The following is a 22,213-nucleotide window of genomic DNA, read 5'->3' as shown; positions in this document are numbered from 1 at the left end:
GGGTTGTTTTTTTGCCTCCCCAATTTCTCTTTTTGGCTCCGAATTTCAGACTCTCGCGGTGCTTTACGCAGGGGCATAATTTCCGGCCGCTCTTTCAGGCCGCAGTTCTTATAATATTTTCATTGACAATGAAATCTTTTATTGCTATAATTTCATTATGAATGAAGTTACCTGGCGTTCCCGATGGTCTTCAGAACAGGTCCGCGCCATGCTGCTGGAGCAATTCGAGGCGTTTTGGCGGCGGGACCCGGGCATTGAGCGAGAAACGCTGGCCGAAATTGAGAAAGCCGCCGGTGCGCCGCATGCGGTTATTCTTTCGGGGCTGCGCCGAGTCGGCAAGTCCACCCTCCTCGCCCAATTGGCGCACCGGCTGGGGGCGGATGCATTTTACTATGTCAACTTTGAAGACGACCGTTTTTTGGGATTCCGTGCAGAAGACGCCGACGATTTATATCAACTACTGGTCGAGGTTTTTGGCGAACGCAAGATTTTTCTCATCGATGAAATCCAAAACATCTCCGGCTGGGAGCACTTTGTGCGCCGTTGGATGGACCTGGGGTTGAAATTTTACATTACCGGTTCCAACGCTTCCCTTTTAAGCCGCGAGCTGGGCACACGCCTGACCGGCCGGTATATCCCCATCGAACTGTTCCCGTTCTCGTTCCGCGAATATCTCCGCTTTCAAGAAAAGCCCATCCCGCACCCAGGGCACATGACCACCGTGGAACGCGCCCAGCTGAACGCAGCCCTGACCGCTTATTTGCAGGCTGGCGGCATCCCCGACGCCTTAAAATATCCCGAGCTGCCCCTGCTGCGCACCCTGTACGATGATGTGCTTTACCGCGATATCGCCTCCCGCTACCGCATTGAGGCGGTGACCGCCCTCAAAGAGCTTGCCTTTTACCTCATCAGCAACCCGGCCAGTCCCATTTCGTTCAATAAGCTGAAAGAACGCCTCAAATTGGGCAGCGTCAATACCATCAGCAGCTACATTGGTTACATGGAAAATAGTTGGCTGATCTTCACCCTCAATCTGTATGATTTTTCGGTGAAACGCCAGCAGATTGCCCCCAAGAAAATTTACTGCGTGGATACAGGCTTGGCCAACACCGTGGGCTTTAACTTCTCCCCCAATACGGGCAAGCTCCTGGAAAATTTGGTGTTCCTGACCTTGCGCCGGCAGACCCAGGCGATCTACTATTACACGACCCCAGCCGGGTATGAGGTGGATTTTTACCTACCGGAAAAGAAGCAGCTGATCCAGGTGGCGCAGCACCTTGAAAACCCGGCAACGCGTGAACGGGAGCTTCGGGCTTTGGAAGATGCCCTCCAGGCGCTGGATGCGCGCAGCGCCCTGATCCTCTCAGATGCCAACGAACCCGGCTTTACCCTCCGCGGCATACCGGTAGAAATACAATCCTGCGCCGAGTGGATGTTAACAGCCAAATAACCAGGCGCAGTGAAAAACTGCCTACAGATCCTTCACCAACTGCAAGGCCCCCACTTCCCACAGCTCCTCATACCGGCGCGTGACCCTGAAGCCGTGCTTTTCATAAAAACCCAGCGTGGAAGCATACGCCGGCTTGCGGTCCGGCGGCACGGTGTACACCATGATGCGGTTGAACCCGATGCTCTTCACATGCTCGCAAAACGCGTTGAGCAGGATCGAGCCCAGGCCGCGGCCCCGGGCCTCCAGGCGGGTGCCCATCAAGGACAGCTGAATCGTACCGTCCAGGCAGGTGAACATGATGAAAACGGCGATCCTGCCCCCCTCTTTGAGGATGATCACATCTTGAAAGCCCAAATCCGCATAGGTGTCCTGGGGGACGTTGGGCGTGAACCATTCTGAGGTGAGTTCCTGGGCGATGCTGACGATCTCATCCCGAATTGCGCCGGACGGCCGGGGGTGAACTTCAATCTCGTAGTCTGCCGACATAAATCCCTCTTTAATGCTCACCACAACCCGTAGATCGGCCCGGTGAAGAAGAAAATAATGACGCCCACAGAGTTGTAAAACCCGTGCGCCAGCACCGCAGCCCACAGGTTGCCGTCCATTTTCAGCTTCAGCCAGCTAAAGAAGAGCGCATCCAACGTGGTGACCACCACGCCGATGAGGCCCTGCTCGGTGTGGGCAATGCCGAACAGCAGGCTGGAAATCCCCACGGTGATCAGCACCCCCGGCAGGCTGGGCCCCACCAACTGCGTGAGCAGCTTTTGGAGGTAGCCGCGGTACACCATCTCTTCGCCCAAAGCCGCCAACGTCCAGGAAACCACCAAAAGCAAAACGAGCTGCCCCAGGTTGCCCTGCAGGTGGGCAAACCCGCTGTAATCAATGGTCGTACCCGTCAGCCGGTTGAGGATCGGCAGGGTCACGCCCACATCCAACAACTGCAGTCCCACCGCACCGGCGAAACTCAAGCCAATCAGGCGCGGCCAGGATGGGGGACGCTTGAACCCCAGCACGCGGATGGGTTCGCGGCGGAGCAGCAGCGACGCTGCCATCATTCCCAGGATCACCAGGGTGGGTATCAAGAGGTCCAATACGATCACCACCGCCGCGGCCGCCAGCTCCACCAGGGTGATGATTTTCCACAGGGTTTCACGGTTCATGATCCACACTCCCTGCCGTCCGAATTTCCGCAGCATTCACCCGTCTATCCTGCACCATCTCACCGCAATATCACCGCCATAATGCCTTTGCCCATCCAGCGAGCCGCGCCAGTTTTGAGGCGGCTCACCGGAACTTCCGTATAGTACGCGCGCCCCTCGCTCAGCCAGCCCTGCTCCTGCCAGAACTGCTGGTCATAGGTGCCGTCATACTCCGCCTTTTGATAATACATTTTCTGGATCTGAAAGGTCAAGAGCTGCAAAAAAGACGGCTGCTTCCGCGGCGCAGCCCGCAGAATTTTGCGCACGTCCGCTTCAATCTTCTGGCGGTACTGCCGGGCGAATTCATCCGGGGTGGTTTTTGCCCCCGCGATAAACTTACTGCGCCCAATGATCCCTGCCCCCCAGGTCTGCAAGGCGCGCTGGAGCGTGTCGGCCGCGTGCCACGAGGCCCCGGAGCCGGACGTGCACACGATGTAGGCCTTCTGCGCGAACAGCTGTGGCCGGTGGCAGTTGAACGCCATGCGGTCAATCCAGTTCTTCATGATCCCGTTGACGTCTTCCACGTAAATGGGGCTTCCCAGGAGCAGCACATCGCTGCTTTTAACCTTCGCATACAGCTCCAAAAGGTCATCCTTGTGCGGGCAGGCTTGCTCGCCCCGATCAAAACACAGCCGGCATCCCCGGCACATGCCGATGTTCAGCGCAGAGATCTGCACCCCCTCCACCGTCCAACCGGCCTGGCGCAGGATATCGGCGTAGACGGATAAGGCGGTGTCCGTGTTGCCGTGCCTGCGGGCGCTGCTGTTGATCATCAGTGCATGCATGTTGAGTCTCCTGCGTCTATGTTCTGAATAGTCTCTTGTAGATACTCAGAGGTATGCAAAACCCCAAAACCAAAGCACAAATCGGCCAGGCTGCCGTAGCGTTATATTCTCAACGACTCTTAACGCGCGTATTTCTCTTCACCTCACCCAAAGAAAAGTTGACGCACCTTATTTCGGCCAATTAAATCATCAAAACGGGTATAGTCATTACTCTCCCAACGGATACGCCCCGCAAGAATGGCTGGTGAGATTTGCAGGTCCTCTGCGAATGCGTGGATTTCCGCGCGGTTAGCATTGAGGAGCGCTTCTTTCCTCTGTTCCCAGTAATCTCTAGGAATGAGCATATCCCGCGCCAAAGAATTAGCTTCTTCTTCCTGTGGATCACACGATTCTCGCAGACTTGACTCGGTATCATCAAAGAATGCCAAAGGTTGTGAACCCAAATGCAGTAAAATATGAGCCAATTCGTGGGTCAGAGTAAACCAAAAATTGTCCAACCGGTCGTGGCGAAGGGTTAATCCAATCACGGCGCGGCCTGAAGGCAATTGGAAACAAGCCCCATCCAGGTAGGTATGGGGCAGGTGACGGAGAATGATCAAGGGGATGCCGCGTTTATTCAGCTTCTCTTTTGCTAATAACGGCCCCTGATCAAAATAACTCAATTGCACCATATCCCGAATAAAATCTTGACTGATCTTTGAAGAGTCATATGCGGGCAGATTCTGGCTTTCAGCAAGCATCATCACACGAGCCTGCCAGGCAATAAGCGCCTGCTCATCGCTCTGTCCTTCTGAGCATCGTGGAAAAATTGGCTGTGGCTGCTGTCCACGGAAGACAGAAAACAAGTCTTCAAGGAGTTCTTCCGCCATTCCCTTTGCTTCTTGTAATGACTCAAGATTCGAAGGAAAAAACCCGGCGTGAAACATGTCCCTAAACGGAAAACGGCGGTAATCATAACGCGGTTCTACCAGCTTCTTTCCAGGTTCCTGCAAGAGTATTTCTGCGGGAATTCCCAGGCCAGTGTGCAAAGCTCGGATCATTGCCAGGCTTAAGGGGCGCTTGCGGTTCAGCACTTCAGACACTTTGCTTTGACTGCCAATGAATTGTTTAAGGTCCTTGCGCGTCAACCCCTGCTGGTCCATCCGAAATTCAATCGCAGCAACCGGATCCGGCAGATCAATGGGGAAATGCGCCTGCTCATACTGCTCGACAAGAGTCGAAAAAAGCTCCAATTCTTCCTCTTCAGGCGAACCGGGTTCTGCATCCATCAAGGTATCCAGGTAAGCCAGCGCTTCCTGATATTCTGCTTCTGTCTTCAGGATTTTTGGCTTCATCAGATTGTCTCCGCATCTATTCGGTCATATTCGGCATGCGTGCCAACAAAACGGATATAAACAACGCCCGTGTTATAGTGGATCTTCACAACCAAACGGTAACTATTCCCTTTGATATTGAATACCACCCGGTTACCTGGCAAGAAATCCGCGCTGCGATAATGTTCTTTGATGTCACTCGGGGACTGCCAACAGGCGTGTTCCGCTTCTTTGAACCAGGCGTCGAGCGCTGGTTTTGCATCGGAATGGGTCTGTCCATATTGGTAGAGCTGCTGGCGCGAAATGACTCGCATATATTATATCCCTTTTTGGGAAAATGTAAATATGATAAATATCCCAATTTGGTATATATTCCAAAATTGTTGAATTCTTAGATCCTCACCCCCACCCGACCCGCGCCGGGTTAGCCGCCCTCCTTCGGCGCAAACGGGCTGATCCTGCGCAGGGTCTGCTGGATGGGCGTCTCCAGCGGATGGGGCAGGCCCTCCCAGCCCAAACGGAAGTACAGCGACTGCAAGAAATTCTTCACATTCCCGCGGATCCAAATTCTCTCCGGTAAGGCCGGAACCGCCAGCACCGCATCCCCGAAGCCCTCGATCCACGGAATCAGCTCCGCGTCCAGCACCAGTTTCCTTTTAAGAACGGTGATCACCGCGCTGGCCAGGCGTTCCTCCTCGCCGCAGGTATAGCACGGGCTGTGCACGCACACCGTCCGGCGAATGACGCCCAACATTTCCAGCAGGTCGGCCTGGGTCAGCTCTGCGCATTCGGCCAGATCGTCCAGGGCATCGGCGGCGTGGGCCGCAGCGTGCGCCCAACCCTTGCCGGGCACGTACCCGCGCCGGTCTTTTTCCTGTGTAAGATAATCGCAAACCTGCCGCAGAATCGCTTGGATTTCGGCAGACGAAAAAATCGGCTGGGAGCGGTGGCGGATGAGCAGCAGCGGCAGCACCAGAACGGAAAATGTGCGCGTGAAGACGCTGTCGGTGTCCTGTTCGCCGAGCTTAAAGCGCAAATGTTCTTCATCCAGGATGACGGGCAGCAGGCCGCGCACCTGATCGGAGTCCAGCACGGGTTCGCCCAGAATCCAAGCGTCGAAGGCGGTGTAGATCAAATCATCGCGCAGCTCGCTGTCGGTGGAACCGATATATTTCAGCATGGCGGGGATCAGCTCCGCCAGCTCCTCGCGCCGGGCCAGATGAAAATCTTCCTGCGCCAGGGCCTGCAATTTTTCTTTGAGTTCGGTTTCAGTTAACATATTTTTTCCTGGGTTATGATTTTTTTGGTGCGGGGGATAAGAGTAAAGGGCAATTTTGATCTGTTAGCTGTTGTTATTAGCCCTCTTTGTTGTTCACGAGTGATTGTATCGGATGTCCTGAAGTGCAACGAAGGATACAATCATGAAATGAAGGCAGGCTGTCAATTCCACAAGCACAGAGCATAAACCCATCGAAAGGTTTGGGTAAAGCCGGGACATGCCCACGCATCAATGCCCTGGCAATCTGCCAGTCGCTGCCAAGCAAGTAATTCACCATCAAAAAATTTGGGTGATGCTCATCAATCCTATTTGCAGAAGCTTTATTACGAAGCACTTCCCTGCATGCACGATCCAAGTAACGCTCCGTCTTACAACCTACTGAACTTAAGATCTTCTCTAACCTAGGTTTATGATTTTCTGCCCATGGGTTTTCTAAATACACATAAAAATTATTAGAACTCTTTGTGGTGTGAATTATCACTGGTGTTTCTCCGAGGGTCTGCTTCCACTTGCGACGTAAAAATATTGGATCAAGGTATGGTCTAAACAAGTTATCTAAAAAAATATCAATCTCGCGGCCCTTTGGGAGGGAGAACTTTTTCCAAGGTTTGTGTTCAATCTTGATTTGTGGGTCAATGAATTGAAAAATCTCTCTGACAAACTCCTCAAGCCCAAATGACTTACGATAGGTTGTACATTCAACGAAAAAACACGATGAGCCTGTTGAGACGCGAAAATCCGGGCCATCCCTTTTCCACTCTGTATGCAATTTGAGGTGGCCAGCAAAAAGTGCAGCTACCTGCAACTCCCAGATAAAGCCCCAAAAGTTATCAAATTCACAGCCTTTTGGGATTCGGGTTGTATCCCATCCTTTTAATTCTGCGCCAAATCCCAATAATGTATCCAGAAATTCGAAAAGTTTTTCATCCTGCCACGTCCCAAGTCGCCAACTGAGATAATGACAATAATACGGCGGCTTATCTGAACAGCCTCGCAAGGTGTCAATTGGGAATGCCTTACCGATATTCTTATATCGGTCTAGACGTTCTCTCACTAAATCCCAATTGAGATATTTTTCTACGAAGATCCGATGTGCTGGTTTTTCCATAAACATGGCGCTCATGCCCCTAGCAGCAAATGGTATTATGCTCAAATGACACAGCGATGCGAGTGGATTTTTCCCTTTACCTTGCCCACCGCCTTCTATTATATACTGACCTGCCGCACAACCAAAAAATCGCCCCCAATGTTCGGGGGCGATTCGATACATCCGTAAATCTACTGTGCCACGCGGCTGCTCACGGTTCGTCTCAAATCAGTTTTTTCCGGCGCAAAAGGAACCCGCCCAGGGTCAGGATGCCCCCAGCGGCGCCCGCGCACAAGATCAGGGACAGCGGGAGAAAGCACCCCGACCCAGCCGAGGGCGCCGGCGCAGCCGGAGAAAGCGGCGTGACGGTGGGGTACTGGCCCCAGGTGCAGGCCATCCATTCGTTTCGCGGCCCTTCCACACAGTCCAGGGGGTGATCCTGGCCGGCGTCCAGCTCCTGATAAGGCACGACCTGGTAGCCCGCCGGGCACTGCCCCGTGGGCGAGACCTCCCAGGGGGCAACCACCCGGCAGGTATGGCATTCATCGGACAAATACACGTTCTCCACGCACTGCTGGAGGGTCGGGTTCACCAACAGCACCGGGGGGGTGGGCGTGGCATAGGCCGTGCGCGTTTGCGCCAGCCCCGCCGCGGCCAGGATCAGGCACAGGATCAGCGCGCGCCGGAGGCGAGGGACTGGGTGTTTTTGGGGGGCGGGGGTGGGGGGCATGGGGTTATTTGTGGGTGGGCGTTTCCCGATCATCGGGGTGAACCCATCGGTTAATGACTGCTGAAGAGGGCGTATGGGTGGAAAAAACAGGAATTTCTTTCGTTTCACAATCCTCAATATGAGACAATAAATTTAGAGCCGGAAATTCTTCCTTTGATAAGGTCTTTAGAATTTCAATTAACGGTGGTTCCATCGTTCGAATAACCGGTGACCAGTCAAATTCTTTTCCGCGCTTATTAGTCCCATGGGCAAGAAGTTTATCAATAAGAGTCTTAGAAGTTCCTTTAAGTTCCGATACATAGACTTTCTCATAGGCGTGATGTAAATTCTTAATCAAGAGCTTATGTTCGTCACACCATTTTTTCATGACATTCACAGCCTTGATATCGTCCTCACGTCCGCCTGGCATGAATATCTCTGTCAGCACACGTATATGCAAAACAAGCGATTCCGCCAAAGCATTCTTTATGTAATTTTCCATTACGGAATCGCTACAGTCTTTTTCCATTCTTTTTTGATAAAAAATCAAAGCCGATAAAAACATCCCGATTTCATAATTTATGACATCAAATTCTGTATCCATCTTGCCTCGCTCAAATATTAACCTCGGAAAACCCGCGTTGTTTTACTGCAAGAGAGAGTTAATTTCAAGATTGGTTTTACGGAGAGGGGTTGAACCTAAATCCAGTTAAGGAGGATAAGCCACAAATCGGCCTTGTTTGTCTATACAGTGTTTTTTCTTTTAAGCTGGAATGGCGTTTGCTGTTTGTCAAGTGACCTTAAATATTCATTTGTGTCGACAAAACTAAAATCATGCCACAAGAACAGTGTTGAAAGAGAAATTTCCATGCTGCGAACAAATATGAACCGCTGGCTTCTTTTTTCTTGTTCATATGCTATCACAACTAAAAAAAGACTTGGCGGGTTTTCGCGTGTGTTAATTTGACTTTGCCAATACTGAGTTACGGTCCTAATAAAATCGTTCAACTTATCCACGCTGCAATAGGTTAATAGAAACCCGTCCGATTCTGGATTTTGCTGAACCCCGTTCCATAGCTTTTCTAACTCTTTATCTTTGTCAAAAATACTCGACGGGTCACTTTCCCACTCTGCAACTAATATTACGCCAGGAAAAACGCTTAGACTGTCAATTACTGCATCAAGTCGTCCCATCGTCTCAAAAGTACATCCCAAATATAAGGTTTTTGCTGCAGAGCGTATAGAAAAATAAACATGATGTGTCCAATTACTTCTATTTATGCTCTCATTCGAGTTCAATGGGGTTTCCGCAAAATAATGCAGAAACAATAAAACAAAGTTCTCAGAAAGCCGGTGCCGAACACCCACAACTTTACATTTATCTTTTAAAGCCTCCTGCACCTTCTCAACATTGACAGGAAGTGGCCTATCATATTCCTTGAGAGTAACATCATCAGGCATATTCTCTTACCGTCCTATATCTGCACACTATGGAAAAAACTAGCCAATTCGCACAACGGCCCTAAAGGACCAATTAAAGGGCGGGATTAATTTATGGGAGAACACCCTTCCTTTCCCCCTTCCCTTCCCATTATACCCCCTGCGAACCTGCGCGTAATTAAAAACTCACAACGGATTGGGGCGATCCCTTGGATATCGTCACTTTTGCTTGCACTGGTTTTCCACGCAGGCGCACATGTCATCCGAGTAGGGATAATACCCTGCCCAATTTAAAGGCGCATGCAGAAAATTACTGCACCCGATGAGGGGTACGCCGCTGCCCGAAAGGCCGCGGCAGTCAGGGCCAACACGACAAAACAACGGGTCCTTGATATAGGCAGCAGCAGGGTCTAGATGATCGATCGCCAATGTTTTTTGATTTACTTTCACAACAATCCTGGATTGCGTAGGGTCGCTGTGACGAAACTTACAATTTTCTGATACCCAGAGTGCAACCGTCCAAACCGGCGCCTCATCGACGATGGAATACTCAACGCATTTCCCAATGCCTTTGTCAGGAGAAAACGTTGGAGTATCACACCCTTCGCATTCCGAATAAGTTGTGACAAAATCAAAAACCTCTTTGTTTGAAAGCGCGTATTGTAATGGACAACGTGCCGCGCTTACACAAGTTTGGGAAAGACAGTCTGTTTCAGAACCACAAATTAGGCTGGTGACGGCATTGAGAGGAACAGTTTGATTGGCAAGCGAATTGGTTTCATCAGCGATTGCCGGGTTTTCCAAATTACAAGAAGCCGCGAATAATAAGATCACGGTCAATAGAAAAGGCATCTTTTGCACAGTTCTCTCCCACAGTCGGTGCAAGAAAGCTTGCGTTCGCACTACTCAAAGCTCAGTTCCAGGATTTGGTCCTCTGGCCGCCCTCTCCCCCTCACCCCCAGGGGTTGATTACCTGCGCCCCGCTGGGCGTAAAATCCGCCGTGTTGCGCGTGACGATGATCAGGTTGTTCTGCACGGCGCTGGCCAAAATCAGCGAGTCCATCACGCCGATGGGCTGCCCCGCCGCTTCCAGGCGCGCCACCAGAGACCCCCACAGGTACATCGTCGTCGCGTCGATCGAAACGATGCGCCCCGCGAAGCGCGCCGTCAGCCCGTTGTCCATCCACACCGCCAGCTCCGTTTTGCGGCGCGAGTCCGGCAGGCGCTGGATGCCGCGCTGCACTTCGCCAATCGTAACCGCGCTGATGAACAACTGCTCCTCATTCATCGCATCAAGCCAGGCAACCACCCGCGCGTCGGGCTGGCGGCGGGTGAATTCCGAAAGGACGCAGGTATCCAGTAAATAGTTCACGGCTCAATCTCAAGATCCCGCGGCAGGCGCGGATCGCGTTCGATGACCAGTTCAGACCCGGCCAGGGGGGAAGACAGCAGGAACTGCGACAGGCGGCCGGAGGGCTGAGTCAGGCGCTGATATTCCTCAAAGGGCAAAATCACCACGGTCTTTTGGCCGCGGCGGGTGACGATCTGTGCCCCGTGCGCCAGGGCGCGATCCACCAGTTCGCTGAATTTGCTTTTGGCGTCTTGAAGCTGCCAGACGTTTTTCATGCTGCACCTCCTTGCTTTACTAGTCAGACTAGTCTGACTAGATTATACGACTTTTCGCCGCTGAAATCAAGCGGAGCCCCCCACCAAAAAGCGCCCCCCATCTCTGGAAGGCGCTTCCTACGCTGCAATTCCCACTCCCCCAGCCCTACAGAACCGCAATCACCAGCGCGGCCAAAAACACCGCCATCATCCCCGCGATCATCCAGCCCAGCACCGCCGAGTAGTTGGCAGGGTCAATCTGCCCGCCGCGGTCCATCTTGCGGATCAGCGGGAACAGCCGCCAGAAGAAGGATGCGATCGAAACCAGCATGGCTGCCCCCGTCCACAGCAGGGTCGTCTGCGGGGCGGTGGCCAGAATCACGATCAGCAGCAGGATAAAGATCAGCTTGGTGCCCGCCACCCAGTTCACCAGATCATGCACCTTGGGGTCTTCTCTGATCATGCAGTATCACGTTGGATTTTTTCACGCAGCCTTCCGGGATGGGATCAATATGCAGATCAGCACAAGCGCTGCACCTGCAAAAACCAGATATGGGCCGATCCCAGTGCCAGTATATGTAAACCATGCTTCCCCAATATTTTGCTCAGAGATAAAATAATAGGTAACAGCGGCAGCCAGCAAAGATAAAAAGGTTGCCCAAAGATGCGCCGGCGTTTCTTTTTCGATGGAAAAAAGCAAGGTCAAACCTAACAAACTGAGGACTGCTGAGATAATTCCTTCCAAGGTACTATACCCCAACATTGTTTCTACACTCCTACCGAAGATGCTGCTAGTAATCTCAAATTCCCAGGGAAAGACCAAAGAAGCAACAATATCAACTAGGCCAATTGCGCTGAGGATACGTTTGACTGTAAATTTTCCCGGCTTGGCTTCAGAAGTATTGGAAACAGGTTGAAACGTGGAAGATGCATACGCCACCTGCGGAGATGCGGCAAATTTTTTGCGGCGAGGTTTTATAAAGACCAGAACACCCAGAACTGCCCCCAAAACACTGACCATGTAAACAAGCGCGACAGTTGTGGGATCGAAATGGTCAAAAAGAACGATCATACCTCCTTGTAGGAAATTGTAAATCTCAAATAGGAGAATCACTAGGAAGATATTAACCAATGCCAGTATGCGGCGAATATTGAATGGGCGGGCCGATAAAGGTGTAATAAATGCACTAATGAAATTCAAGATTAGCAGAATTGAAGAAGTGGGCGCCAGGTTGTAAACATATGGGAAAACCAATCTCCCAAAAATCATCTGGAGCACGACGTATACTAAGCCCATGCCGATGAAAGCAAGGAAAACTTCTCCCACTCCGGGTTCTCGCTCTGACTGAATTTCGGGTTGAAAAGGGTTTGGCGGGTAAACCGCCGTTCCTTGTACCCTATAACCGTACAGATTTTGCGCATCCTGTGACCTGGTCAGAGGAGTTGAAGCATCAAATAAAGTATCGTCCTCACCCGTTGGGTTACCACAATTTTGACAGAACAACGATCCCGACAGCAACGAGTTTCCACAATGCCGACAGGTCCGCATTGTATTTACTTTTTCATTAGACCTGATGCTTTTTTGCACTACTTCAGCAGGTAAATGTAGTTTCCCTAATCTTTCCAGTGCTTTCTTATTGTCCGGATTGATACGTAATGCCTGCTGTAAGCAGTATTTTTTTTGTTCTTTTCTATCAACGCACAAATACAAACATAACCATGCTTTTTCGTTATTGGGTTCTTCCCGAACTAATTCTTTCAATACTGAGAACGCATCCTCTTTCTGCCCATTTCTCAACAGAGAATAAGCATACTCGGCTTTTGGTGAACCCAACTGAGGTTTTCTTTGTGGACGTGTTTGCGTCAATGTAGGAAAATCCTGCTGCACAGCAGGATAGGGGGAAGCCTGGATAAAAACCCTACCACAAATTGGGCAAGCCGTGCTGACGGCTGGAATTACATTGCCGCAATAACACGTCATCATCTCTTGCGAATGATTAACCACTCTTTTGCCCGGATAGGGTCCGTATTGGTTATCTTGCCTCTTTCCTTCGCCCACCAAAACAATAAGCAACCAGATGGGGCCGATAATCGGGATCAATCCGATGAGTTGAAACCATCCGTTTTTACCTACATCATGCAGTCGTCTAGTAGTGACAGCAGTAAAGGGAAGAAGTGTCAAAAGATTATAGAGAAGAAAAACGAGACCATAAGGTAGATCACTGCTAATTGTTGTTCCATTGATGTTATCCAAAATTGTAGCGCCAGTACCGATAATTAAATGAAATACATAAAAAGTCCAATATTCTTTTCTACTTGCTCTTCCGGAAAAAACAGCATACTTTCCAATAACAATGAAGTACTGTTTCATTTTCGTTTATTATCCTTTTGACATTTTCGGACCTGGAAAATGGGGTGTTTTTAAGCGGGTTCTTAGGGATAATTTTTTTAGATAAACCACAAGACTCATAATACGTGCGCAAATGGGATGATAACAGCCAGCGAACCTGACAGATCGCCTGCGCATACGCAAAACAGTACTTGTTTGGGGGAAACACCCTTCACAATCCCCCAATATTTTCATTATACTTCCCCCCCAAATCCTCACAACAAAAAACACTTTTCAGATATGAAAGGTGCTGCTAAATCGCATATTCGCCCCCCACAGCCTTACGATGATTCGCCTCTCGCCCGCCTCAATCCCAGGGGTTGATCACCTGCGCCCTCAGCCCTACAGAACCGCGATCACCAGCGCAGCCAAAAACACCGCCATCATCCCCGCGATCATCCAGCCCAGCACCGCCGAGTAATTGGGGGGGTCAATCTGCCCGCCGCGGTCCATCTTGCGAACCAGCGGGAACAGCCGCCAGAAGAAGGACGCGATCGAAACCAGCATGGCTGCCCCCGTCCACAGCAGGGTCGTCTGCGTGGCGGTGGCCAGAATCACAATCAGCAGCAGGATGAAGATCAGCTTGGTGCCCGCCACCCAGTTCACCAGATAGCGCACCAAATCATGCACCTCGGGGTCCTGCTTGGATTTTTCCCAGGCCTTAAACACGCCGACCCCGTTGGCATATTTCGACCCCGGGAAGAAATACAGCGTGAGCACGTTTGAAGCTTCCATCAGTAAAAAGGCGATCGTCACCACCGCAACAGCGTTCATCGGATCAGCCCCGCCTTTCGCGCGTCTTTCAGGATCCGTTGGGACGCGTACCAGCCGGTGAGCATGGCGATGGGCACGCCCGCGGGGGAATAAGCCCACTGCCCGGCCTGGTACACGCCGGGGATGGGGGTGAGCACCGACTTGGGGATGTCCTTCAGTTTGTTCACCACCGGCACGTCCGTTTCAAAAGACCAGCCGGTGATGGCCCCCTCTGAGCTGCCCGCGACCTGGCAGATGGTCAGCGGCGTGGCCGAGAACTTGAAGAGCAGATCCTCCGCCAGCCCCGGGTACAGCGTCTGTGAGAAGATGCGCACCACGCGCTCTTCCAGGGCGGTCTTGAATTCATCGTACCAGCCCGCCGCGTTGATTTTTTCGATCAGGGCGTAATCCGTCAGGAAGCTGATCATCAGCCCCGTCTGGCCTTCCGGCGCCAGGGCCGGGTCGCGCAGGGCCGGCACAGACACCTCAAAGGTGTTCAGCTCGCAGAACCGGGCCGCCCAATCCAAAATCTCGGCTTTGGAGGTGTGCTCGAAGGCCTCCAGCAGTTTTTGCCTTTCGGCCTGATTGGTTTCGCCCAGGCCCTGGGTAGAGGGGGTGAAGAACAGGTGCTCCCCGCCCCTCGCCCGGAAATACTCCGGCGGACGGTTGACCGCCAGGAACAGAATGAAAACGGATTCAGCCCCCTTGGCCGCCAGAGTCTGCCGGGTCTTGGTGTCAATTTGGGCGCTCACTTTTGCATCCAACCCCGCCGGGTTCAGCGAGCGGTACAGGGTTTTCAAGTCCGCGGCCCAGATCAGGTCGTCGTACGCATAGCGCTGGCCGTCCGCGTCCGTGACGGTCTTTTCCGCCGGGTTGACGGCCGCGATGCGCGTGTTCAGCCGGATCTCCCCGCCCCCTTCCAGCACTTTGTTTTTCAGCAAATCCGCCAAAACGCCCGTGCCGCCTTTAGGATAAAAATAATCCAGGTACACGTAGTAATAGCCCAGCGCAAAATAGGCAGGCGTATGCTTAAAGAAATGCTGCAGCAGCACATCGCTCAGGGATGCATTGGCGGTGTAGCGCCGGATGAAAGCCTCCATAGGTATGTTAAACTGCTCGAACTTTCTCAGCGCGTGCAGGAACTTAAACGTCCAGGGGATCAATTTTCGGAAGATGAACTTGCGGTCATTCATCTGATCCGAGAAATTGGGGTTGTCAAACTCGTACAAAACGCGGGTATATTCTGATAATTCCGAAGAGATCGCGGTAATTTTTTCAATTTCCTGGGCGTTCTGCGGAAACAGGCCGGTCAGCATGCGCTGATAGTCCTGGATTCTGTCCATCGAATCAAAGCGCAGCATCTGGTCGGCAACCCCGATGGAGATTTTGTTCTCCAAAAACTCCCACTCCATGCCCAAATCTTTGAGGATGGGCTTAACGATGCCGGAGTTCACAAAAGCCCGCGGCCCAGAATCAAAGTAAAAACCGTTGCTGTTGAAGGTGCTCAATAATCCCCCGCAGCGGTCATTTTTATCCAGCAGCAAAACGTCGCAGCCGTCCTTCAGCAAATAGGCTGCCGCAGTCAGTCCGGCCATGCCGGCGCCAACAATCACAATTTTTTGCTTTTTCATGGTCATGTGAGTCCACCTAGCTCCAGGCTGCGCTGCCACAGTTCCTCGGCGGCCTCCGCGTCCAGGGCCGGAGGGGCCGGTTCTTCCACGGTTGTCAGGTTAAAAAACTTGCCGGTCATCTGCTTAACTGTATCAGAAACGCCCAAAAAATACAGGGCTTCCGCGGCCACCTCAATCGGCCGGGCGGAGCGGTCAATCAGCAATTTCTTGAAGAATTTGTAAACAACCCCGTTATTCTGTCCGCTGTTGGTCTTAATGTTGCCGGGGTGCATGGCGTTGACCGTGACCCCGCTGCCCCGGAAGTATTCATTGAGCTTGATCATCGACAGCAGCTGGGCCATTTTGGCCGCGCCGTAGCTGTTCAGACCCGAATAGGCGTGGTGTTCCCAGGCCAGGTCGTCCAGATGCAGGCCCCAAACCGCAAAGCGGTGCGCCTCCGAATTGACAAATAGAATCCGCCCGCTGTTTTGGCGCCGCAGTTTTTCTTTGATGCCGTAGTTTAAAATGAAGGTGCTCAGGTAATTGGTCTGAAAGACCAGGTCAATCTGATTTGCGGTCAGGATTTTTTGGGTGTTGTAAATCCCCGCGTTGTGAATCAGCACGTCAATATTCCCCTCCAAGGCGGCCAACTGCTCGGCGGCCGCGCGAACCTCGGCCGGGTTGGCGAAGTCCGCGAGGAGATAGCTGCATTTCGCGCCGTAATCCTTGTACAAAGCAGCGCACAATTCTTTGGATTTGGACTCGCTGCGGTTGATACACACAATTTCCGCCCCGCGCGCAGCAAATTTCCGGGCGGCCGCCGTCCCAATCCCCGACGTGGCGCCGGTAATCACCACCACCCGGTTATCAAACGGATCGGGGCAAATTTCCGGGTTGAGTCTCTGATTGCGCAGCATGGCACCAATATTGGACCATTTGTATTGTCGGTAATACTTCTGCAAGTCAACCTCGTGTGGATGGTGAATGTGAATGCCAGGGAACTGTGGGGTTACTCGCGCAGAAGGACGTCCCCAACTCTTCAGTGCAAAAAGCTCCCAATGAACGCCTGGGGGCTTCTCTTTAACTGTTATTGATTATAACCATTCCTGTTTTGGGTGCAATCCAAATATGCCAATCCTTATATGAAAGGGTTATATCCTTTCCACCTGTCCCCCTTTATGCGGTTCTCACTCTCGGCCAGAACTATGTCACGCTCACACCCAGCCAACGGCGAACAAATGAAGCCTCCCACCCCATCATTCAGCTCGGAAGATGCGGCTGACGCTGAGGTCCTGGGTTTTTTGCTCGCGCTGGACGAGGTACTGCTGGGTCGGTAAAGCCTCTTCCACGCTGGGCAGAGCGGGCGCGTAGATAAAACAACCGCCGACGGCTAATGCTTCAAGCATCTCTTTCATTTTTAGCAGGTAGCGTTCCAACTGAGAATAATCGTGCCGGTAAGCGTAATTGAGATGATTGCTAAAGCCCATGTTCGACACAATCGTGCCCCAGCGGTCTTTCTCAAAGCGGTAATCGAACCAATCCGCCTGAAAAATATACGGGCGGCTGGTCTGCACCTCGCGGTCCATGCCGTAGGCTTCCATTCCTAAAGAACGAAGATGCCGCACCAGGTTCGCCTGGCTGCCGCAGCCCACGTCCAAAATGGGCGGCTGCAGGCTGGCCAGATCCAAACCCAAGAGCTCAATCTGGAATTCGGCTGAATATTCTTCGTAGGTCACGCGGCCGACGCTGGGCGAGCCTCTCAGAGACTTTTGAAATTCTTCGGGATACAGCCCCGTCAGCCATTTGGATAAGGCAGGGTAATGGAATTCATTCAGTGTAGTTTTGATATCCCGCGTCTGCTGCATGAGCTGCCAGGTCTGGCGGTAGATTTGTTCCAGGGCTGCCGCATCCGCCGGGTTGATTCGCAAATAGGGGTTGATCGCATAAATGCGCTTCACCATTTCATTGGCCGTGAAAGCCGCGAACTGCGCATGCGCTTCTTCCGGCGGTTGGTTGGAATCCGAATTCAGCAGGGCTTCCAGCGCCGCCAAAAAGCTGGGGGCCACGCTCATGCTCTGCTGGATATGCTCAAACAGCAGATTCTTGGATTGATTCAGATCCAACTGCTGTTGAATGCTGTCCTGAATCGACCGCATACACGCACACCTTCAGGCTTGTCAGCCTAATCCTCATACCCCTGGGGGTTTTCTTCGCCAGCCAGGACGGCCCGGAAATCGGCCAAGGACTGGGTGAAATCGTCCGGGTCAAACACATCAAAGCTTTGTTCACGCGGCAGCAGGATGTGGAGGCAGTGCATCGCCATGCGCACCTGCATTCGCTCCTGAAAAGCCGCATCAGGGGGATAACCCGCTTCTTCCAAAAAGCTTTCGCGCAGTTGGGGTGGGTAGTACCACCACAGCGTCGCGCCCACATCCAAGGCGGGGTCATCCAGCGACATGGACTCTAAATCAATCAAATACACTTTTCCGTCCGTGGAAACCAGCCAGTTGGCGTTGCATATATCATTGTGCGAAGCCACCAAACCCGCCCCCTGAAAATCTGCAATTTTCTGCCGGAGGTCGCCCAGGCTGTGATCCACAAACTCCGCGGCCTGGGGCACTTGTGCCCGCCAGCGCGCCCATTTTTGCTCCAGGCGGCTGAGAGCTTCCAAACCCGCCGCGGCGTACAGGTCGGAAGGAGCCTGGGGGAGAAGTTTTTGCAGGGCGGTGTTGTGGTGCAGTTGGCGGATCGCCGCAGCAAACTGCGTCAGATGCAGGCGGTATTCTCTGCGTGAAGGGTTTTTGCCCGCCACATAGGCCTGAACCAGGATGCTCTCGCCGTCCGCCAGGCGCCCGGCGGCCAGCACTTGCGGCGTCAATCCCATCGCGGCCAAGGCTTGATACCGGGCAATCTGCACGCCGATCTTAACGAAATAGGTCTGATCGCCGCATTGTGCAAAGTAGGTTTCATGTCCGCTTCCCACGGGAAGGGTCAAATCCCAGGCTTTGTTGGAGATGTGCCGCTGCAGAAAAGCCTGAACTTCCTGCTGGTGCTGCGTTCTGTCCATCATCACTCATCCTGATAGGCTTGCGGCCCATTTATACCAGCTTCTTGCACATGGGGCACAGGTAATCCGTCTCAAACGTCTCCGCGTCAAACCGCATGTCCAGAATTTCGCGAAGTTTAAAGGAATCGTTTTTGATCTTCGCATGCAGCGCATAGTACGGATAACCGCAGGCATCATACCGAAATTCGTAGTTCGCCAACGCGATGCCAAACGGCAGGGTGCGCAGCAAGGCTTCTATCTGCTTTTTCTTCGTTTCTTCTGGAACCTCACTGCGCAGGATCGCCAGAATTTTTTGCTTGGATGCTTCCCAGTCAAAACGCTTCTTCATAGCAGATCACCCTTTCACGGATTCAGCCGGGCAGCGACAGGCGTGCGACCACTTCGTCATCTTCCCATTCCGTTGTTTCCATAAAGCCCAGTTTTTCGTAAAGCTGCCGGGCGGCCGCATTGGCGGGTTGGTAAGACAGGGCAAAATGTCGGTACCCATGCTCACGGGTTAACATCGAGACGGCCTCCCGCACCGCCTGTCCTCCAAAGCCGCGCCCCTGCACCGCCGCATCCACCAGGATCCCTCCCAGCCAGCAGCTCCCGTCTTTTTCATCCACGGCCCACATCATGAACCCGATGACCTGCTCCTCCACACAGATCGCCAGCGGATGCCAGTCGCCCCCATAATTGCACAGAGCCAGGTAGTAGCACGGCTCGGCGACAAATTCGCGTTGGGCGTCGGTCACCTGCAGCCGGGCCACAGCGCGCCAATTCTCGCGATTGACCGGGTGCAAGGAGACCTGAGGCGGGTTTTTGGCTGGGGAGGTTGAATCCATGGGCGCAGCACCTTTCTAGGGTAAGTACCCCACCACCTGAGTCAAAACGATCTTCTCATGTTCTTGCAGCTGCATTCGTTGATGCAGCTCATCACGATCCACCAGGGATAAGGCCACCGTCCCCAAGCCGAAAGCGGCGCAATACAAATACACATTTTGACTGATATAACCGGTATCCACCCAGGCACAAAAGCGCTGCGCTTCCTTGTTCTTCAAATAAGGGCTGGTCATTCGTGAAAGATCCGCCACAAACACAAGGCCCATAGGCGCCGATTTCATCATTTTCTGCGTGCCAATGTGTTCGCGAATATCCGCTGCGGCCACCTCAATTAACGTATGGCTCTCTTCGCTGTAGAGAAATACCCCCTTCGCCAGGAGGACATAGACGCAGATTTCCTGCGAATTGCAGGCGGAGGGGGCTGTCCGCTTGCTCTTGACATTCCCATACTTGCTTTTGGTAATTCCGCATGCAGCCCACAAAAGGTTGGATAGGTCTTGCTCGGCGATCGGGGCATCTTTCCATTTTCGGATGGAACGCCGGTTCTCCAGCGCTTTACAGCATCTTCCCCTTCAAAAAGATGCGGCGCAAAATTCTCAATGATTACAACGCCCTGGCTGGCAAAAGCAGACAGCAGCGATTCATCGCCTGTCTCAATAAACTGCGCAACCTTCTCGATTGGCGCGAGTAATGCTGGGTCAAGAAGTTCAGTCATCCTATCTCCTGGCAAATTCGATTTCGAAACAAGTAACGGATATGCATGGACACCACCCGCCCAACGGCTGGTTTTGGCTGCCAGGGCTGGCGCGGACTGCTGCGAGGCAGCGTATTTGGCACAAGTATCTCTTTTTCTTCTGATACTTTCCAGTATACTCGCGCCGCAATTCCCCGCAGCCAAAAAGTGCCCTCCACCGCTGGAAGGCGCTTCTACATCGTCTCACCCGCCAGCGCTGGGTCCGTGCCGCACATCCGGTCTCATCTGCACGCATGGACGGCCGTTTCGTGATCGAAGACTGGGTAGGATCCTTGACAAACCAGCGTATATATTGTACAGTATTCCTGTACAGATTGGAGGACGAAATGACCATTCAAACTACCTATACACAGGCCCGCGATGGGCTGGCGAAATTACTGGATCAGGTGACGCACAACCGCGAAGTTGTTGTGATTCAGCGCCGCGGCGAAGAAGAAGTGGCCATGATCGCCGCATCTGAGCTGACCAGCTTAATGGAAACCGCTTATCTTTTGCGCTCTCCGGCAAATGCTGAACGCCTGCTTTCTGCACTGGGCCGCGCATTGAAAAATGAGGAACAGCCGCTCACTGTGGATGCTTTGCGGCGAGAGGTAAACCTTGAGTAAGCAGGAGCGCCTGGCGGTCTTCCATCCTGAGTTTATCGAAGACCTGCGGTACTGGGTGGAAACTGACCGCAAGCTTGCGCTCAGAGCGTTCGATCTCATCGACGCCGTTTTGCGAGATCCCTTCGAGGGGATAGGCAAACCCGAACCGTTAAAATATCTCACCCCGGGGGCATGGTCCCGAAGGCTGACCCAGGAGCACCGCATTGTCTATCTGGTTCGGGATCATCAGATTGATTTTCTACAGGCGCGATATCACTATTAAATGCAATTGCCTCACTCCACCGATGGGTAAGGCACGGATCGTTCCATTCTAGCCCCCTCTTAGAACCGCGTCACTCATGAGCAAAGCTCTGCCGGCAGCCAGCCATACCCCGCGCCTTCCAGGCGGAGGGCCAACCCAAAACCAAAAAACTCTCTGGCCTTCAAGACCGCCGTCAAACGGTGGGTTCCCTGGCTCAAATAGCGGCTGACGGCTTGATCCGGCCGCACGTACCCGCGTTCTTCCCATTTGGGAGACACGTGGAACAGGTTCTCTCCCGTGAAAACCTCTTCGCCGTCGATCTGGAAGGTGATCTCATCGCTGAAGCCCAAATGGAAAACAAATTCCCCGGCCTCGTCCACGCGCATCTCCCGCGTCAGCCGGACGGCCTGTTCGCTGACGGGCAGGTACCGGTTGAGATTCAAAATTCCATTGGCTTCGGCGCCCACCACGCCAAACCCCTCTAAGAACCACTCCCGCACCGTCCCGGCCGGCAGCTCTGGGTTGGGGGCCGGCTCCGTTCCCAGTCCAAAGTCAACCGCATCATCCCCCACGCGCAGGTTCGCAAAATACGCCGGAAGGAAAGTCCACAACCCCAAAAGCCCCGTTGGGTGCGAATGCGCCAGTTGGCGCACCACCAGCGGTTCCTGCTGCCCCACCCGAATGCGGGCCGTCTGACCCTGGAACTCAACCCGCAGATGGTGCCAGGTTTGCACGGGCACATCCACAGCCTGCTGCGCCTGGCTGCCGTAGTAAAGCTGCCAGGTGTTTGAGCCGTGAAAAACGGGGTCATATTGCAGGGCGTCCCATTGGCCGCTGGTGTGCGGCTGGATGTAGGCCAGCTCGTAATTCAGGCTGTCGCGAAGCCGAAAGGCGATCCCCGGATAGGCGGCCCCCTCCGAACCCAGATCAACTTCAACCCAGCCCTGGGCCAAAGACAAACCGGGCACAACCAGCAAGCTGCCCTCCTGGCCGCCCAATTGGAGCGCCTTTTTCCCTTGCCAGTCACAAAGGAGCGGCTGGGGGCCGCGAATGAACAGCTCGTTTGGGTTTGGCACGGCGCTTTCATACAGGATGGTCATGAGGT

Annotated in this window: 27 protein-coding genes; 3 read left to right on the top strand and 24 right to left on the bottom strand. The window is 53.0% G+C overall.

What is annotated here, in order from left to right:
- The first annotated feature begins 157 nt into the window (after positions 1 to 157).
- Positions 158 to 1,450 (top strand): ATP-binding protein, encoded by a 1,293-nt coding sequence (locus tag ADN01_RS18215; protein WP_062417152.1) that lies wholly within the window; start codon positions 158 to 160, stop codon positions 1,448 to 1,450.
- A 21-nt stretch (positions 1,451 to 1,471) separates the two neighbouring features.
- Here ADN01_RS18215 and ADN01_RS18210 read toward each other — a convergent pair whose 3' ends face one another.
- The 23 genes from ADN01_RS18210 to ADN01_RS18115 all read right to left on the bottom strand — a co-directional run bounded on the left by ADN01_RS18210 (position 1,472) and on the right by ADN01_RS18115 (position 20,017).
- A complete protein-coding gene (locus ADN01_RS18210; protein WP_062417151.1) occupies positions 1,472 to 1,936 on the bottom strand; it encodes a GNAT family N-acetyltransferase in 465 nt (154 codons plus the stop codon).
- Between the two features lie 17 nt (positions 1,937 to 1,953).
- The gene (locus ADN01_RS18205; protein WP_160318466.1) at positions 1,954 to 2,610 is read right to left on the bottom strand and encodes a CPBP family intramembrane glutamic endopeptidase; all 657 of its coding nucleotides are present in this window, start codon (positions 2,608 to 2,610) and stop codon (positions 1,954 to 1,956) included.
- A gap of 59 nt (positions 2,611 to 2,669) precedes the next feature.
- Entirely contained in the window at positions 2,670 to 3,434 is a 765-nt protein-coding gene (locus ADN01_RS18200) for a flavodoxin family protein (protein ID WP_062417149.1), read from the bottom strand.
- A 143-nt stretch (positions 3,435 to 3,577) separates the two neighbouring features.
- Positions 3,578 to 4,768, bottom strand: a complete 1,191-nt coding sequence (locus ADN01_RS18195) for an ImmA/IrrE family metallo-endopeptidase (RefSeq protein WP_062417148.1) — start codon at positions 4,766 to 4,768, stop codon at positions 3,578 to 3,580.
- Positions 4,768 to 5,061, bottom strand: coding sequence for a type II toxin-antitoxin system HigB family toxin (locus ADN01_RS18190; RefSeq protein ID WP_062417147.1), 294 nt, complete (start codon positions 5,059 to 5,061; stop codon positions 4,768 to 4,770). The genes ADN01_RS18195 and ADN01_RS18190 overlap by 1 nt, the downstream gene beginning before the upstream one ends.
- 110 nt (positions 5,062 to 5,171) lie before the next feature.
- Positions 5,172 to 6,026 carry a DUF2785 domain-containing protein gene (locus tag ADN01_RS18185; protein ID WP_062417146.1) on the bottom strand — a complete coding sequence of 285 codons (855 nt, stop codon included), beginning with the start codon at positions 6,024 to 6,026 and terminating at the stop codon, positions 5,172 to 5,174.
- A 76-nt stretch (positions 6,027 to 6,102) separates the two neighbouring features.
- Positions 6,103 to 7,296: a hypothetical protein gene (locus ADN01_RS19495; protein WP_147238974.1), complete on the bottom strand. Its 1,194-nt coding sequence runs from the start codon at positions 7,294 to 7,296 to the stop codon at positions 6,103 to 6,105.
- A gap of 40 nt (positions 7,297 to 7,336) precedes the next feature.
- Complete coding sequence (locus tag ADN01_RS18180; RefSeq protein ID WP_075071338.1) at positions 7,337 to 7,843, bottom strand: hypothetical protein; 507 nt, start codon at positions 7,841 to 7,843, stop codon at positions 7,337 to 7,339.
- 4 nt (positions 7,844 to 7,847) lie between these two features.
- A complete protein-coding gene (locus ADN01_RS18175) occupies positions 7,848 to 8,426 on the bottom strand; it encodes a hypothetical protein (protein WP_062417144.1) in 579 nt (192 codons plus the stop codon).
- A gap of 140 nt (positions 8,427 to 8,566) precedes the next feature.
- Positions 8,567 to 9,283, bottom strand: coding sequence for a hypothetical protein (locus ADN01_RS19490; RefSeq protein WP_147238972.1), 717 nt, complete (start codon positions 9,281 to 9,283; stop codon positions 8,567 to 8,569).
- 198 nt (positions 9,284 to 9,481) lie between these two features.
- Positions 9,482 to 10,123 carry a hypothetical protein gene (locus ADN01_RS19485; protein ID WP_147238971.1) on the bottom strand — a complete coding sequence of 214 codons (642 nt, stop codon included), beginning with the start codon at positions 10,121 to 10,123 and terminating at the stop codon, positions 9,482 to 9,484.
- Positions 10,124 to 10,214: 91 nt separating this feature from the next.
- Entirely contained in the window at positions 10,215 to 10,634 is a 420-nt protein-coding gene (locus tag ADN01_RS18170) for a type II toxin-antitoxin system VapC family toxin (protein WP_062417143.1), read from the bottom strand.
- Positions 10,631 to 10,888, bottom strand: coding sequence for a type II toxin-antitoxin system Phd/YefM family antitoxin (locus tag ADN01_RS18165; RefSeq protein ID WP_062417142.1), 258 nt, complete (start codon positions 10,886 to 10,888; stop codon positions 10,631 to 10,633). Before ADN01_RS18165 ends, ADN01_RS18170 begins: the two co-directional genes overlap by 4 nt.
- Positions 10,889 to 11,033: 145 nt before the next feature.
- Entirely contained in the window at positions 11,034 to 11,330 is a 297-nt protein-coding gene (locus tag ADN01_RS18160) for a hypothetical protein (protein WP_062417141.1), read from the bottom strand.
- Between the two features lie 21 nt (positions 11,331 to 11,351).
- On the bottom strand, positions 11,352 to 13,238 hold the full coding sequence (locus ADN01_RS18155; protein ID WP_075071337.1) for a DUF805 domain-containing protein: 1,887 nt from the start codon (positions 13,236 to 13,238) through the stop codon (positions 11,352 to 11,354).
- A gap of 360 nt (positions 13,239 to 13,598) precedes the next feature.
- Complete coding sequence (locus ADN01_RS18150) at positions 13,599 to 14,030, bottom strand: hypothetical protein (RefSeq protein WP_062417139.1); 432 nt, start codon at positions 14,028 to 14,030, stop codon at positions 13,599 to 13,601.
- Entirely contained in the window at positions 14,027 to 15,646 is a 1,620-nt protein-coding gene (locus tag ADN01_RS18145; RefSeq protein ID WP_062417138.1) for a phytoene desaturase family protein, read from the bottom strand. Before ADN01_RS18145 ends, ADN01_RS18150 begins: the two co-directional genes overlap by 4 nt.
- Positions 15,643 to 16,581 carry an SDR family NAD(P)-dependent oxidoreductase gene (locus ADN01_RS18140; protein WP_113918825.1) on the bottom strand — a complete coding sequence of 313 codons (939 nt, stop codon included), beginning with the start codon at positions 16,579 to 16,581 and terminating at the stop codon, positions 15,643 to 15,645. Before ADN01_RS18140 ends, ADN01_RS18145 begins: the two co-directional genes overlap by 4 nt.
- 294 nt (positions 16,582 to 16,875) lie before the next feature.
- Positions 16,876 to 17,775, bottom strand: coding sequence for a class I SAM-dependent methyltransferase (locus tag ADN01_RS18135; RefSeq protein WP_062417137.1), 900 nt, complete (start codon positions 17,773 to 17,775; stop codon positions 16,876 to 16,878).
- A 26-nt stretch (positions 17,776 to 17,801) separates the two neighbouring features.
- A complete protein-coding gene (locus ADN01_RS18130; protein WP_062417136.1) occupies positions 17,802 to 18,689 on the bottom strand; it encodes a phosphotransferase family protein in 888 nt (295 codons plus the stop codon).
- A 28-nt stretch (positions 18,690 to 18,717) separates the two neighbouring features.
- Positions 18,718 to 19,014 carry a hypothetical protein gene (locus tag ADN01_RS18125; RefSeq protein ID WP_062417135.1) on the bottom strand — a complete coding sequence of 99 codons (297 nt, stop codon included), beginning with the start codon at positions 19,012 to 19,014 and terminating at the stop codon, positions 18,718 to 18,720.
- 22 nt (positions 19,015 to 19,036) lie between these two features.
- Positions 19,037 to 19,510 (bottom strand): GNAT family N-acetyltransferase, encoded by a 474-nt coding sequence (locus ADN01_RS18120; protein WP_062417134.1) that lies wholly within the window; start codon positions 19,508 to 19,510, stop codon positions 19,037 to 19,039.
- Positions 19,511 to 19,525: 15 nt separating this feature from the next.
- Positions 19,526 to 20,017 (bottom strand): SagB/ThcOx family dehydrogenase, encoded by a 492-nt coding sequence (locus ADN01_RS18115; RefSeq protein WP_236691037.1) that lies wholly within the window; start codon positions 20,015 to 20,017, stop codon positions 19,526 to 19,528.
- Between the two features lie 571 nt (positions 20,018 to 20,588).
- Here ADN01_RS18115 and ADN01_RS18110 point away from each other — a divergent pair.
- Together ADN01_RS18110 and ADN01_RS18105 are read left to right on the top strand one after the other, a co-directional pair.
- Positions 20,589 to 20,867: a type II toxin-antitoxin system Phd/YefM family antitoxin gene (locus ADN01_RS18110; protein WP_062417132.1), complete on the top strand. Its 279-nt coding sequence runs from the start codon at positions 20,589 to 20,591 to the stop codon at positions 20,865 to 20,867.
- Positions 20,860 to 21,129: a Txe/YoeB family addiction module toxin gene (locus ADN01_RS18105; RefSeq protein WP_062417131.1), complete on the top strand. Its 270-nt coding sequence runs from the start codon at positions 20,860 to 20,862 to the stop codon at positions 21,127 to 21,129. Before ADN01_RS18110 ends, ADN01_RS18105 begins: the two co-directional genes overlap by 8 nt.
- 74 nt (positions 21,130 to 21,203) lie before the next feature.
- On the opposite strand, the gene ADN01_RS18100 is transcribed toward ADN01_RS18105, so the two are convergent.
- A complete protein-coding gene (locus ADN01_RS18100; protein WP_062417130.1) occupies positions 21,204 to 22,208 on the bottom strand; it encodes a hypothetical protein in 1,005 nt (334 codons plus the stop codon).
- Positions 22,209 to 22,213: the final 5 nt, after the last annotated feature.

The organism is Levilinea saccharolytica, assembly GCF_001306035.1.
GTDB lineage: Bacteria > Chloroflexota > Anaerolineae > Anaerolineales > Anaerolineaceae > Levilinea > Levilinea saccharolytica.
Note: the sequence above shows the minus strand (reverse complement) of the source record. Positions and strands in the feature narration are given on the sequence as shown.

What these genes read in the sequence shown, in the direction of transcription:
- ADN01_RS18165 (WP_062417142.1), bottom strand. Translation starts at nt 10,888, where the DNA reads ATGAAAAACGTCTGGCAGCTTCAAGACGCCAAAAGCAAATTCAGCGAA.
- ADN01_RS18175 (WP_062417144.1), bottom strand. Translation starts at nt 8,426, where the DNA reads ATGGATACAGAATTTGATGTCATAAATTATGAAATCGGGATGTTTTTA.
- ADN01_RS19490 (WP_147238972.1), bottom strand. Translation starts at nt 9,283, where the DNA reads ATGCCTGATGATGTTACTCTCAAGGAATATGATAGGCCACTTCCTGTC.
- ADN01_RS18195 (WP_062417148.1), bottom strand. Translation starts at nt 4,768, where the DNA reads ATGAAGCCAAAAATCCTGAAGACAGAAGCAGAATATCAGGAAGCGCTG.
- ADN01_RS18100 (WP_062417130.1), bottom strand. Translation starts at nt 22,208, where the DNA reads ATGACCATCCTGTATGAAAGCGCCGTGCCAAACCCAAACGAGCTGTTC.
- ADN01_RS18120 (WP_062417134.1), bottom strand. Translation starts at nt 19,510, where the DNA reads ATGGATTCAACCTCCCCAGCCAAAAACCCGCCTCAGGTCTCCTTGCAC.
- ADN01_RS18185 (WP_062417146.1), bottom strand. Translation starts at nt 6,026, where the DNA reads ATGTTAACTGAAACCGAACTCAAAGAAAAATTGCAGGCCCTGGCGCAG.
- ADN01_RS18130 (WP_062417136.1), bottom strand. Translation starts at nt 18,689, where the DNA reads ATGATGGACAGAACGCAGCACCAGCAGGAAGTTCAGGCTTTTCTGCAG.
- ADN01_RS18125 (WP_062417135.1), bottom strand. Translation starts at nt 19,014, where the DNA reads ATGAAGAAGCGTTTTGACTGGGAAGCATCCAAGCAAAAAATTCTGGCG.
- ADN01_RS18150 (WP_062417139.1), bottom strand. Translation starts at nt 14,030, where the DNA reads ATGAACGCTGTTGCGGTGGTGACGATCGCCTTTTTACTGATGGAAGCT.
- ADN01_RS18155 (WP_075071337.1), bottom strand. Translation starts at nt 13,238, where the DNA reads ATGAAACAGTACTTCATTGTTATTGGAAAGTATGCTGTTTTTTCCGGA.
- ADN01_RS18160 (WP_062417141.1), bottom strand. Translation starts at nt 11,330, where the DNA reads ATGATCAGAGAAGACCCCAAGGTGCATGATCTGGTGAACTGGGTGGCG.
- ADN01_RS18205 (WP_160318466.1), bottom strand. Translation starts at nt 2,610, where the DNA reads ATGAACCGTGAAACCCTGTGGAAAATCATCACCCTGGTGGAGCTGGCG.
- ADN01_RS18200 (WP_062417149.1), bottom strand. Translation starts at nt 3,434, where the DNA reads ATGCATGCACTGATGATCAACAGCAGCGCCCGCAGGCACGGCAACACG.
- ADN01_RS18110 (WP_062417132.1), top strand. Translation starts at nt 20,589, where the DNA reads ATGACCATTCAAACTACCTATACACAGGCCCGCGATGGGCTGGCGAAA.
- ADN01_RS18190 (WP_062417147.1), bottom strand. Translation starts at nt 5,061, where the DNA reads ATGCGAGTCATTTCGCGCCAGCAGCTCTACCAATATGGACAGACCCAT.
- ADN01_RS18215 (WP_062417152.1), top strand. Translation starts at nt 158, where the DNA reads ATGAATGAAGTTACCTGGCGTTCCCGATGGTCTTCAGAACAGGTCCGC.
- ADN01_RS19495 (WP_147238974.1), bottom strand. Translation starts at nt 7,296, where the DNA reads ATGTATCGAATCGCCCCCGAACATTGGGGGCGATTTTTTGGTTGTGCG.
- ADN01_RS18135 (WP_062417137.1), bottom strand. Translation starts at nt 17,775, where the DNA reads ATGCGGTCGATTCAGGACAGCATTCAACAGCAGTTGGATCTGAATCAA.
- ADN01_RS18210 (WP_062417151.1), bottom strand. Translation starts at nt 1,936, where the DNA reads ATGTCGGCAGACTACGAGATTGAAGTTCACCCCCGGCCGTCCGGCGCA.
- ADN01_RS18145 (WP_062417138.1), bottom strand. Translation starts at nt 15,646, where the DNA reads ATGACCATGAAAAAGCAAAAAATTGTGATTGTTGGCGCCGGCATGGCC.
- ADN01_RS18180 (WP_075071338.1), bottom strand. Translation starts at nt 7,843, where the DNA reads ATGCCCCCCACCCCCGCCCCCCAAAAACACCCAGTCCCTCGCCTCCGG.